This is a genomic window from Methyloversatilis sp. XJ19-49, assembly GCF_024580145.1.
GTDB lineage: Bacteria > Pseudomonadota > Gammaproteobacteria > Burkholderiales > Rhodocyclaceae > Methyloversatilis.
Genome location: NZ_JANINI010000002.1, coordinates 1 through 11,631 on the forward strand (window position 1 = coordinate 1; position 11,631 = coordinate 11,631).

Consider the following 11,631-nt stretch of genomic DNA (forward strand, 5'->3'; position numbering starts at 1 on the left):
CGGCTTTGCGGCCTTGGGGTCGCTGGCGGTCGGCGCGTCAGGCGCCGGGTCGGCGGCCACCGGCGCCGGTGCGACGGCCACACTGTCCGCGGCCCCCGAATCGGCCGGCGCCTTGCGCGGCTGACGGCTGCGCCGCGGTCGCGCTGCAGCCTTCGGGGTGTCGTCCGCCGAGGGTTCGGCCACACGCTCGACCGGCTTTTCGATCAGCTGCACCTGGGCCTGGCCATTGTCACCCTTGCGCAGGCGGAACAGCTCCGGATGACTTTCCAGCAGGCCGGACAGGCTGGCGTGGCCGTAATCCTTGTTGCTGAAGCCGGGTTCGTACTGGCGAACGATCTGGCCGACCCGCCCGATACCCGCCCAGCCGGTGTCTTCGTCGGTGGCAGAACGGATGCCCTGCGACAGCAGATCGAGCACCTGCGCATCAGGCTGCGTGCTGCGCGCCTTGCGCGGTGCCTCGGCGCGTGCCGGCGCTGCGCCGGCCGGGCTCGCCGGCGCGGTCCGTTCGGCCGGACGTCGCTTCGGTGACGATGACGCGGCGGAGGGCGCGGCACGCATGTCGTCGGTGAACACGAATTCTTCGCAGGCGCGCTGGAAGGCGACCGGCGTCGTGCGCCGACCGACCCCCATGACGAACAGGCCGCTTTCCTGGATGCGGCGCGCCAGCGACGTGAAATCGGAGTCACTGGACACGATGCAGAAGCCATCGACGAGGCCGGAGTGCAGCAGGTCCATCGCGTCGATGATCATCGCGCTGTCGGTCGCATTCTTGCCGCCGACAATGCGGAACTGCTGGATCGGCCGGATCGAGTGGTCGAGCAGGTGCGCCTTCCAGCTCGTCATGTTGGGCGACGTCCAGTCGCCGTAGATGCGGCGCACCGTCACGCGACCGCGCGACGCGGCGGCCAGCAGTACGGGCTGGATCAGCGACGGCTGCGCGTTGTCGGCGTCGATCACCAGCGCCAGGCGGCGCTGCGAGGTTTGGGTATCGTTCATGCGGAGCAGTTGAAGGAACAAACCGTCATGCTACCCCTGTCGGCGCGGCCGCGCGGTCCCTGTGGGAGTTGTCCCTGTGGGAGCGTTGCTCGCTTACGGGTCGCGCTCTTCAGAAGTCCCGGTCAGCCCTCGATCGTCAGATAGACCAGCGTCTGGTTCAGCAGCTGATAGGCCACTTCGCCGTAGGTCATCGGGCCGAGCAGCGAGGGCACGCGCTTGCCTTCGAGTTCGCTGTACAGGTAGTTCAACACGCAGTTGCAGCTGAAGCCGACCGGGCCCGCCTGGCCACCGTCTCGCGCGCGCAGCGCCTGCTGGAAGGCGCTGACGTAGTCGGGCACCGGCGCGGCAAAACGGTATTCGACGTCGTCGAATACCGGCGCGTAGAAATCGACCACGCCCTTGCCCAGATCGACGGCCTTGATGCTCACGTTGATCATCGCGCCGCTGTAGTCGGCGACCAGCGGCAGGCGGGTGTCTATCGCATTGGATGTGACATAGCGCGCGAAATTGGCCGGCTCGCCGTTGATGCGGCACTCGCCGACCGAAAACCCCTTGGCTGGGAAGCGGATGCTGTCGCCGTCACCCGGTGTGAACAGATTGATGATGTCGATGTGCGCGTACTTGTCGGCCGGCAGCGGCACGTGCATCACCAGTGCGCGATCCGGTTCGAATTCCAGCGTTTCACCATTGACCGCGAGTGGACTGGCGCGGCCGAGATCGTCGAGATGAATGCCCGAAATCCAGCCGATCAACGGCTTGAGGTACATGTCCTCGTAGCCCGGCGCGTTGCGAGCGAACAGGGAGTGCACGGCCGAAAACGCGGGAATGACGATGATCGAAAAGCCGTTTTCCGGTGCGTCGGCGCATACCCGCTCCAGACTGATCTGGTCATAGAAGCGCATCAGCGGCACACCACTGCTGACCGGCACCTGCGCGACATAGAGCTGGTCGCGCGTGGTGACGCCGCCGTCCTGCCCCATGAAATAAGGAATGGTGCCGCCGATCCAGTGCCCGCGAGGCAACTCGCGCAGCAGCAACTCGTCGCCGGCGATGCTGTAATAGCCACCGCCGCGAATCAGGGCCGTCGCTTCCGACAGCCCCATCATGCGCCCGCTCAGTTCCTGCTTGGTCTGACTGTTCATGAAGGCGGTGCGGACGTCAGCTGGCGCGCAGCTGGGACAGTTCATGCCCGAGCATTCGTGCGTTCTTGACGAAATATCGATGCAGCTCGCGCAGCTTGAGCATGCGTACTTCTTCGTCGGTGATCACTTCAAGCTGACTGCGCAGGCGCGTCATCAGAAGCTTCAGGCTGAGCGCACGGATATCGAGATCGACCTGGCCCTCGATCAGCTTGAGCCAGACCGGATCGGTCAGGTCGGGAATGTCGTCTGCCGGCGCGACAGCTACGACGGATCCGGCGGGCGCCAGATCGACCAGCGGCGAAGCCGGCACCGCGATGGCGGTCTTGCCCTGATCAAGCGAGTACTTGAACTTCCACAGTTCCTGCAGCGGAATGCCGGTGATCGTGCAGATGCCGTTCAGCGGCACACCTTCGTTGAACAGCGCAAACACATGCTTGGAAAGCGCCTGGGAAAACGGCATGTCGACTGCGCCGGCCCAGGGCAGCGCGCTCAGATCGGCGCCGATCGGCGCCTGCACATGCACATGGCAGCGCCAGCCCGCGAGGTCGACGTGGCGCCAGACGCGCTCGGGCCCTTCGGCCGGCTGACGCCGCACGCGGGCAAACCAGCCGCGTGGCGGCTCAACGCCGACCCAGGCGTCCAGCTTGCGGGCGTCCGGATCGAAGCGAAAATCGCGTACCGTCCACGGCTCGTTCAACTGCAACAAGCGGCCCAGAAGTACCTTGTCCAACGCCATCGGTTTCTCCTCCTCCGACCGAATTCTGTTCCGGTTACATGACCGGAATCTTTTCTGTATTGAGACGGGCCCGGAATTGCGAGACGGATGGTAGCAAAGCGATGCCGTGACACGGTTTGCGCTGCAACATCGCAACCGGTGCCCGGCATGTCTGACCACGACGAGGATTTTTCCGGCCGGGCCGACCGGAGGGTGAAACAGAAGCGAGGCGCGATGAAGCGCCTGAGATACTCAATGTGTGGTGCGCGGAAAGAGACTCGAACTCTTACGCCTTGCGGCACTGCCCCCTCAAGACAGCGCGTCTACCAATTTCGCCACCCGCGCACTTCGGATAGGGGCCGGAATATACAACAAAACAGCCACAACAAGGAGTCAGCAGTGTGACGGATGTACAGCGAGCGCGGCAGGTGATGTTCGAAATGGTGAAGCCGCATCGGGGCCGACTGCTGCTGGCCACCATCGGTCTGGTATTGGCGGCGAGCGCCGCGCTGGCGCTTGGCCAGGGTCTGCGCAGCGTGATCGACCAGGGTTTTGCGGCCGGCGACGCGCAGTGGCTGGACCGCGCGCTTGGCGGTTCGCTGCTGCTGGTCGTGCTGCTGGCGGGCGCGACCTGGCTGCGCTTCTACAATGTTTCGTGGCTGGGCGAACGGGTGTCGGCGGACCTGCGCACCCGGGTCTATGCGCATCTGCTGACGCTGCCACCGTCCTTCTTCGAAGCCGGGCGCACCGGCGAAGTCATTTCGCGACTGACCAACGACACGGCGCAGATCGAGAATGTGGTCGGATCGACGCTGTCGATCGCGCTGCGCAATCTCCTGCTGCTGACCGGCGGCCTCGTGATGCTGGCGCTGACCAGCGGCCGGCTCACCCTGCTGGTGCTGGCCGGCGTGCCACTGGTGGTCGCACCCATCGTGCTGTTCGGCCGCAAGGTGCGTGCGCTGTCGCGCGAGCGCCAGGCCCGGGTGGCCGACCTCGGCACCCATGTCGACGAGAGCGTGCACGCCATCCGCATCGTGCAGGCCTGCGGCCACGAAGACGCGGACCGAGATCACTTCACCGCGCTGGTCGAACGCAGTTTCGACACCGGCGTGAAACGCTATCGTCATTCGGCGCTGATGGTGGTGATGGTGATCCTGCTGGTGTTCGGGTCGGTAGCGGTCATCCTGTGGGTCGGCGGGCACGATGTGCTGGAAGGTCGTCTGAGTGCCGGCGAACTGTCGGCTTTCGTGTTCTACGCGGCCATGGTGGCCAGTTCGGTCGGGGCGCTGTCGGAAGTGTGGGGCGAACTGCAGCGGGCCGCCGGTGCCACTGAACGTCTGATCGAACTGCTCGATACGCAGCCCGACATCATGGCGCCGGCGTCACCGCGCGCGCTGCCCGAGCCGGCGCGCGGCGACATCACGTTCCGCGACGTTCGCTTCTGCTATCCGAGCCGGCCCGACACGCCGGCACTCGACGGCTTCAGCCTCGACGTGCGTGCCGGCGAAACCGTCGCGCTGGTCGGGCCGTCCGGTGCCGGCAAGTCCACATTGTTTCAGCTTCTGCTGCGCTTCTATGACCCGCAGTCGGGCACGGTGTGCATCGACGGCGTGCCGCTCGCCGAAGCGGATCCGGCCGACCTGCGCGCGCGCATCGCACTGGTCCCCCAGGAGGCCGTCATCTTCGCCGCCAGCGTCGCCGACAACGTGCGCTATGCGCGCCCCGACGCCACGGATGCCGAGGTGCGCACCGCCTGCGAAGCCGCCTTCGCCGACGCCTTCATCCGCGCCATGCCGGGCGGCTATGACAGCCCGCTCGGCGAGCGCGGTGTGCGTCTGTCCGGCGGCCAGCGCCAGCGCATTGCCATCGCGCGCGCCATCCTGGCCGACCGGCCCATCCTGCTGCTGGACGAAGCCACGTCGGCGCTCGACGCCGAAAGCGAACGCATGGTGCAGGCCGCACTGGCGCCGCTGATGGCCAGCCGCACCACGCTGGTCGTGGCACACCGCCTGGCCACCGTGCAGCGCGCCGACCGCATCGTCGTGCTCGAGCACGGCCACGCGGTCGAGACCGGCACGCACGCCGAACTGCTGGCGCAGGAAGGCCTGTACGCGAAACTGGCGCGGCTGCAGTTCATCGATGCCTAGACGCGAGCAGGGAGCGCTCCGACGACGGGCGCAAGGCGCCAGAGCATCACTGCTTGCGCAGCGTCAGTTCGTCGTGCAGCGCATGCACGCCGTCGACGCCTCGCGCCACCTCGAGCACCCGCTCACGCTGTTCCTGGGTGTCGACGATGCCGAGCAGACGCACATCGCCCTTGAGCGAAATGACTTCGATCGGGAAGGCCTTGACGCTCGGATCAGCCAGCAGGGCAGTCGTCACGCGGGTCGTCACGCCGGCGTCGTCGAGATTCGCTTCGGATTCCGGCATCGACTGGGCCGTCGCGTTCGACGGCACCGCAGCCGGCGCGGCCGAGGGCGATTGGGTGACCGGCAAGGGCTCTTGCTTGTCGCATCCGGCGAGCAAGAGCACGCCGAGGCAGGCAAGCGTCGCGGCCGTACGCCGTGATGTCTGGTGGGTTTTCATGAAGATGTCTCCGCAGACGGTCAAGTCGACCGTGGTCCGGATCATCGGCGTCCGTATCCGGCTCGTCCGTACCGGAACGAACACAGGGTGCGGTCTGCCGGGCATACGCGCGGTGCGATCCGTCCGCCAGCGCACAGACCGCCGCGCCGGCCCGCGGGCACCTTCATGCTTCAGGCGTCGGCAAAGCGGAGGGAGCATCCGGCCCGCACGTCTGAATCCACGATGACGATGCCAGGAGAGATCAATGACCACGACGCTAGAGATCACGCCGAATGAACCGATGGACGCGCCGGTGTGGAAGACGGAGTCCTACCACGACCACGACATGCACGTCTGCACCGAACGCCTCATCAACCACAACCCGGCGCTGTCCGGCCACGGCAACGAATGGACCTTCACGGTCACGGTCAGCACGCGCGGTGCAGACGCGCAGCGAGTCGAACTGGTCGGCGCGAAAGCCGACCTCGGGCTGTTCTACGCATCGCAGGCGATTGCCGAAGGAATGGGCTTTCTGCGCGGACGCGAACTGATCGAAGGACGCTGACGCCATCGGGTGCCCGGCTTGCCTCCACCCTGCGGTCGGAGCCGGCAGCGGACACGAAATGGACGGCGGGGCCGCGCGGGCACGCGGGCGCCGGACGGAAACTCCGGCGCCATCCCGTCACTTCCGGGCGGAACACCCCTGATCCGGTTCATTCCGGACGCGCGGTGCGCCCGCGTTCGATTTGACGGCGACCTGCGCGGGCGAAGATACTTCGGCCTGCAGCGACCTTCCGGTCACGACTTTCGGTCGCCTGCCCCGTCTTTTCCGCCCCGCCACCCCTTCCCTGGTCTTGCCGCCTGTCGTTGCGGGACGTCCGCTGGAGCTTCACCCGCATGATCACACTCAGGAACGTCACCCTGCGCCGCAGCGCCAAGGTGCTGCTCGACGGCGCCACCGCCACCATCAACCCGGGCGAAAAGGTCGGTCTGGTCGGTCGCAACGGCGCCGGCAAGTCGACGCTTTTCGCGTTGCTCAACGGCACGCTGCATGAAGATTCCGGTGAATTCAACGTACCGGTGCAGTGGCGCATGGCGCAGGTCGCGCAGGACATGCCCGAAACCGACCAGCCGGCGACCGACTTCGTCATCGAGGGCGACACCGCGCTGCTCGCGGCGCAGCAGGAAGTGCATGCCGCCGAGGCGGGCGACGATGGCGAGCGCATGGCCTATGCCTACATGGCGCTGCACGATGCCGGCGCGCACGACGCCCAGGCGCGTGCCCAGTCGCTGATCCTCGGTCTGGGTTTCAAGACGACCGAACTGAACAATCCGGTGAACAGCTTTTCCGGCGGCTGGCGCATGCGCCTGCAGCTGGCACGTGCGCTGATGTGTCCGTCCGACCTGCTGCTGCTCGACGAACCGACCAATCACCTGGATCTGGACGCGCTGGTCTGGCTGGAAAGCTGGCTGACGCGCTACGAAGGCACGCTGGTCGTCATCAGCCACGACCGCGAGTTTCTCGACGCCATCACCAATGTCACGCTGCACATCGACGCGGCGAAGCTGACCCGTTACGGCGGCAACTACAGCACCTTCGAAGACATGCGGGCACAGCAGATGGAACTGCAGCAGAATGCCTACGCCAAGCAGCAGGACAAGATCGCCCATCTGCAGAAGTTCATCGCGCGCTTCAAGGCCAAGGCGAGCAAGGCCAAGCAGGCGCAGAGCCGCGTCAAGGCGCTCGACCGCATGGAACGGCTGGCGCCGATGTTGGCCAGCGCCGACTTCACCTTCGAATTCAAGGAACCGGCCAATCTGCCCAACCCGATGCTGGTGATGGAGAACGCGAGCTTCGGCTATCCGCCACCGGAAGAGGCGCCGCCGGGCACGCCGCCGACCACCATCGTGCGCAATGTGAACCGCACCGTGATGGCCGGCCAGCGCATCGGCATTCTGGGCGCCAACGGTCAGGGCAAATCGACGGTGGTCAAGACCATCGCACGCGCGCTCAAGCCCACCACCGGTATGGTCAGCGAGGGCAAGGGTCTGTCGGTCGGCTATTTCGCGCAGCAGGAACTGGATGTGCTGCGGCCGCAGGACAATCCGCTCGAACACATGACGCGCATGGCGCGCGAAGGCCTGCCGGCCGGACAGAGCGGTCGCGAGCAGGACCTGCGCAACTTCCTCGGCACCTTCAATTTCAGCGGCGACATGGTGAAGCAGGCGGTCGGCACGATGAGCGGCGGCGAGAAGGCCCGTCTCGTGCTGTGCATGCTGGTGTGGCAACGCCCCAACCTGCTGCTGATGGACGAACCGACCAACCACCTCGACCTCGCCACCCGTGAAGCACTGGCGATGGCACTGAACGAATTCGAAGGCACGGTCATGCTGGTGAGCCACGACCGATCGCTGCTGCGCTCGGTCTGTGACGAATTCTGGCTGGTGTCGCGCGGCGGCATCGAACCGTTCGAGGGCGACCTCGACGATTACCAGCGTTACCTGCTCAATGAAGCAAAACGGGCCCGCGAAGACCTGAAGGAATCATTGAAGGCGCCGGCAGCCTCGGCAGCGCCAGCCGCCACAGCCGCCCCCGTACCCGCCCCGGCGGTGAAGAAGACGCCGGTGAATCTCAAGGCGCTGAAGCTCGAACTGGGCAAGCTGGAACAGTCCATCCTCGACCTGCAGAAGCGAAAGCACGGCATCGAAGCGCGTCTCACCACGTCGCTGCCGCCGCAGGAAATCGGCGAACTGGGCGTGACGCTGCAGAAGATCGACGCCGAACTCGACGCCCACGAAGAGCGCTGGCTGGTGGTGTCGGAACAGATCGAATCGGCGTCATAGGGCCACAAACTCAATCCTTCTTGTAGACGCGTTCATTGCCCGGTCGCGCGAGCAGCTCCAGCGCCGCCGCCCAATCGCGCGGCACGTCCTTGCGGGCCATGTTCAGCCGCTTCAGCCGGACGGTCACGATCGCCAGCTCGCTTTTCGCGATGGCCTCCTGATGCACGGCCGAGCGGACGAAGCGGGCGCGCGCGGCGTCGCCGGACCACACGCTCATCGTCCACGCCTCGTTGCCGAACAGTTCGCGCCGCGCGGAATAGCCGATCAGGCCGGGCTGTGTCGCCATGCTGTCGATGACGCGGCGCGTCTGGCGATCGAATTCATCGCGCCGCGCGCCATCGACGACGATGTGCGTCAGCACCAGCACGACGGCGTCGTCCGCCTCGTCGGCGACGGCCGTGTCGATGCGCGGAAACGGCGTCGACAGCGCGCACGCGCCCGCCAGTGCGGACAGGCCGGCCGCCATCAGCAGGGTGCGCAGCGACGGCATGAAAGGGCGGCTTCCCGGCGGCAGGGCAGGTGACATGGCGAAACCTCGCATCAGGGTCAGGGTCGGGGTGACGTGATCGACAACTCGGGTTGACGCCGTCTACTTCAACCTTCATTATCGGCACCGCGCGTTGACAGTGTCAACCACTGATCATCGGCAGCCATCGGATGCACCCGGCGAAGCCGCGCGCCCGATCCGCTGCCATGCCGTCACGATCCCGCTGCCGGAGGTACCCGATATGTCTGTCCAGAGCATTCCATTCGCCCGCCTTGCAGGGCTTCTGGCCCTGTCCGTGTTGCCGCTGAACGGAGCGGCCGCCGAAATCGTGGTGCGCGTGAGCGGCGTGACCGCAGCGAACGGCGAGATCGGCTGCGCGCTGTTCGAACGGGACACCGGTTTTCCGATGGACAACACGTCGGCACGCGTGCGCTGGCAAGCCGCAGCCGCTGAAGGCGTCACCTGCCGCTTCGCCGACGTTGTGCCCGGGCGCTACGCGGTGTCGGTTGTGCACGACCTGAACGGCAATCGGCGTGTCGACACCAATCTCATCGGCCTGCCGACCGAAGCGTGGGGGGTCTCGAATGGCGTGCGTCCGACGCTGCGCGCACCCCGCTTCGACGAGGCAGCCTTCGTCGTGAAGGACAACGACGGCGACACGGTGCTCGATGTCGCCGTGGGACGATAGTCCGGCGCTTCAAGCGGCTCGCCGGGGCATGCGCGGGTGGCCCGTCGTGTTAACGTTGTCGCCGGATCATTTTGCCTCCCGGACCGGATGCCCCAGACGAAGGACGCCGCACACGCGCCGATCGCCCTGCGCGATGCCTGCATCGTCGCGGCGCGCGAAGCCATTGCCGAGCACGGCATCGAACAGCTGAGCCTGCGCGATGTCGCGCGCCGGCTTGGTGTGTCGCATCAGGCCCCGTACAAGCACTACCCGAGCCGCGACCACCTGCTGGCCGAGGTCATGCGGCGCTGCTTCGAAGGCTTCGCCGCCCACCTCGACGCGCGCGGTAAATTCGACGATCCCGGGGACGATCTCGGCGCGCTGGGTCGGCAATACCTCGATTTCGCGCATCGCCATCCGCTGGAGTACCGGCTGATGTTCAGCACACCGTGGCCGGCGTCTGCCGCGCATCCCGACCTGGTGCGCGACGCCGCGCACGCCTTCGACATCCTGCGCCAGGTGCTGCGACGCATGCATGGCGACGCGCCACAACAGCAGGCGCTGGTCGATCTCGATGCGCTGTACATCTGGTCGGCGATGCATGGGTTGGCCGGCGTCATGACCGGCAATTGCATCGGCCAGCTCGACCTCGCCCCCGGCGTGCTGGAGCAGGCCATGCGGCACGTCATGAACCGCGTTGGAATGGGTCTGGCGGCGACCTGACGGCCATCAGGTCAGCGCAGAAGCCGGCGATGACCGACACAATCCTTCGTATAACCCTCGATCATCCGGTTATGCGCCTCGACGCGCTGGTCATAGTCCGCATGGCGCGTGTTGACCGCATCGACGCGCGCGCGCAGCGCCCCAACAGCTGCGTTGTACGCCGCGACCGCCTGCCGAAGCGCCTCCAGCCCACGGTTATGCGCATCAATCGTTTCGTTGTGGCGCCGGACGTCGGCGTTGAAGGCGTCCACTGACTGCTTGCGCGCGGCCGCCTGCCTGGCGTCCGCGGGCGGCGCCTTGATTGCCGCTTCAAGGGCCGCGTGGCGCGTGTTGATCGCAGCGCCGTTGCGAGTCACCTCTGCGCCCTCCTGCACGGATGTCGCTTCAAGCGCGTCCAGCGCCTCGCGTTGCCGGGCCAGAGCGTCGATATCGGGTTTCAGTGTGGCCGCTTGATCGGTCTGTTCTCCGGCGTAGGCGGCCAGCACCTTTCGCTCGGCTTCGATGATGCGGCGCTTCCCGACACATTCGTTGAGCATGGCCGGATCAAGCGTGTCGGGTGGCTCGGGCAATTCGTCGGGCGTGGCGCTGTAACGCAGCACGCTGCGGATTTCCGGCAGCCGGATCGGTTCGGCCAGGACGTCTGCCGGGGCCGGCCCCTGAGCGCGGGCGGCCAGGCAGAGCAGCAGGCCCGGCAGCACCGGGAGGCAAGACAATCGGGGCAGATGGCGCATGACGCCGCAGACTTTACCAAAAAAATGACAGGACGATGAATCCTGCCGCGCCTGTTTGCGGGTCTGTCTGGCTCAAGCGGGATCCAGCGCACCGCCGTCAATGTGTTCCAGCAACAGACCGAGCGCCGCGACATTCTTCGGGTCTTCCGCGTCGTCAAGCGCATCGAGCAGCACTTCCCGGATATCGGTGCTTTCGACGAATTCCATGTCCCAATCGGGAAACAGCCGCTCGCGCACCTCTTCGTTGGCACTCAGCTCGACCACGGTATCGTGCCGCGGGTCTGACCTCAGCGTCGCCATCAGCGCGGTCACACTGTCGCGCGGGCCTTCAAGCCACTGGAAGAACACGCCGCTGCCGAACACCAGCAGACCGGTGATGCCGGCTGCGGGATTGTGCCGCCGCGCTGACGCGATGATGCGCTCGACATCGGCTATATCGACACCTTCCGCCGCACGGCTGCAATAGACCACGTTGTAGAGCCGCGGAAGCAGCGGATCCAGCGTCGGCTCATCGCCACGCGAAGATTGGAAAGCGTTCATGAGGCAGGTCTTTCCGTAATGGCCCGGCAGGCGCGAATCGCACTGCACAAAAACGAAGAATAAGCTGCACTTGGGATCAGATGCAAAAAACGAAGTTCCGACAGTCACGGGACGGGGAACTGACCCCGGGCAACGCCCTCGGGATTTGCCCGTAATCCTTGGCAAGCGCCTGCATGCTGACCAAAAAGGGGGTTGCAGCGCGTCATCGGCGCCGCGCGCTG

The 11,631-nt window shown here is 66.1% G+C and carries 12 protein-coding genes, 1 tRNA gene and 1 pseudogene; 6 read left to right on the forward strand and 8 right to left on the reverse strand.

Annotated elements, in window-relative coordinates:
- From NMQ16_RS02540 to NMQ16_RS02555, 4 genes are all read right to left on the reverse strand, one after another.
- A partial coding sequence (locus NMQ16_RS02540) for an NYN domain-containing protein (RefSeq protein ID WP_257078919.1) occupies nt 1–996 on the reverse strand: 996 nt, incomplete at its 3' end.
- A gap of 122 nt (nt 997–1,118) precedes the next feature.
- Nucleotides 1,119–2,138 (reverse strand): hypothetical protein, encoded by a 1,020-nt coding sequence (locus tag NMQ16_RS02545; RefSeq protein WP_257078920.1) that lies wholly within the window; start codon nt 2,136–2,138, stop codon nt 1,119–1,121.
- A gap of 16 nt (nt 2,139–2,154) precedes the next feature.
- Entirely contained in the window at nt 2,155–2,874 is a 720-nt protein-coding gene (locus tag NMQ16_RS02550) for a hypothetical protein (RefSeq protein ID WP_257078921.1), read from the reverse strand.
- Nucleotides 2,875–3,113: 239 nt separating this feature from the next.
- Nucleotides 3,114–3,198 (reverse strand) — tRNA-Leu (locus tag NMQ16_RS02555).
- 86 nt (nt 3,199–3,284) lie between these two features.
- Here NMQ16_RS02555 and NMQ16_RS02560 point away from each other — a divergent pair.
- Complete coding sequence (locus NMQ16_RS02560) at nt 3,285–5,000, forward strand: ABC transporter transmembrane domain-containing protein (protein WP_257079288.1); 1,716 nt, start codon at nt 3,285–3,287, stop codon at nt 4,998–5,000.
- A 46-nt stretch (nt 5,001–5,046) separates the two neighbouring features.
- Here NMQ16_RS02560 and NMQ16_RS02565 read toward each other — a convergent pair whose 3' ends face one another.
- On the reverse strand, nt 5,047–5,439 hold the full coding sequence (locus tag NMQ16_RS02565; RefSeq protein ID WP_257078922.1) for a BON domain-containing protein: 393 nt from the start codon (nt 5,437–5,439) through the stop codon (nt 5,047–5,049).
- 244 nt (nt 5,440–5,683) lie between these two features.
- On the opposite strand from NMQ16_RS02565, the gene NMQ16_RS02570 reads away from it, so the two are divergent.
- The 3 genes and pseudogenes from NMQ16_RS02570 to NMQ16_RS19325 all read left to right on the forward strand — a co-directional run bounded on the left by NMQ16_RS02570 (nt 5,684) and on the right by NMQ16_RS19325 (nt 8,262).
- Complete coding sequence (locus NMQ16_RS02570; RefSeq protein WP_257078923.1) at nt 5,684–5,983, forward strand: hypothetical protein; 300 nt, start codon at nt 5,684–5,686, stop codon at nt 5,981–5,983.
- 362 nt (nt 5,984–6,345) lie between these two features.
- Nucleotides 6,346–6,789: pseudogene (locus tag NMQ16_RS19320) on the forward strand (ATP-binding cassette domain-containing protein); the annotation flags it as partial.
- A 234-nt stretch (nt 6,790–7,023) separates the two neighbouring features.
- Nucleotides 7,024–8,262: an ABC-F family ATP-binding cassette domain-containing protein gene (locus tag NMQ16_RS19325; RefSeq protein ID WP_373566750.1), complete on the forward strand. Its 1,239-nt coding sequence runs from the start codon at nt 7,024–7,026 to the stop codon at nt 8,260–8,262.
- A gap of 10 nt (nt 8,263–8,272) precedes the next feature.
- Here the strand turns inward: NMQ16_RS19325 and NMQ16_RS02580 are convergent, their stop codons facing one another.
- Entirely contained in the window at nt 8,273–8,728 is a 456-nt protein-coding gene (locus NMQ16_RS02580; protein ID WP_257078925.1) for an antibiotic biosynthesis monooxygenase, read from the reverse strand.
- A gap of 262 nt (nt 8,729–8,990) precedes the next feature.
- Between NMQ16_RS02580 and NMQ16_RS02585 the strand changes: the two genes are divergently transcribed.
- Entirely contained in the window at nt 8,991–9,437 is a 447-nt protein-coding gene (locus tag NMQ16_RS02585; RefSeq protein ID WP_257078926.1) for a DUF2141 domain-containing protein, read from the forward strand.
- 87 nt (nt 9,438–9,524) lie between these two features.
- Nucleotides 9,525–10,139 carry a TetR/AcrR family transcriptional regulator gene (locus NMQ16_RS02590; protein WP_257078927.1) on the forward strand — a complete coding sequence of 205 codons (615 nt, stop codon included), beginning with the start codon at nt 9,525–9,527 and terminating at the stop codon, nt 10,137–10,139.
- Nucleotides 10,140–10,150: 11 nt separating this feature from the next.
- Here NMQ16_RS02590 and NMQ16_RS02595 read toward each other — a convergent pair whose 3' ends face one another.
- Entirely contained in the window at nt 10,151–10,870 is a 720-nt protein-coding gene (locus tag NMQ16_RS02595; RefSeq protein ID WP_257078928.1) for a hypothetical protein, read from the reverse strand.
- 72 nt (nt 10,871–10,942) lie between these two features.
- Nucleotides 10,943–11,410: a BLUF domain-containing protein gene (locus tag NMQ16_RS02600; RefSeq protein WP_257078929.1), complete on the reverse strand. Its 468-nt coding sequence runs from the start codon at nt 11,408–11,410 to the stop codon at nt 10,943–10,945.
- Nucleotides 11,411–11,631: the final 221 nt, after the last annotated feature.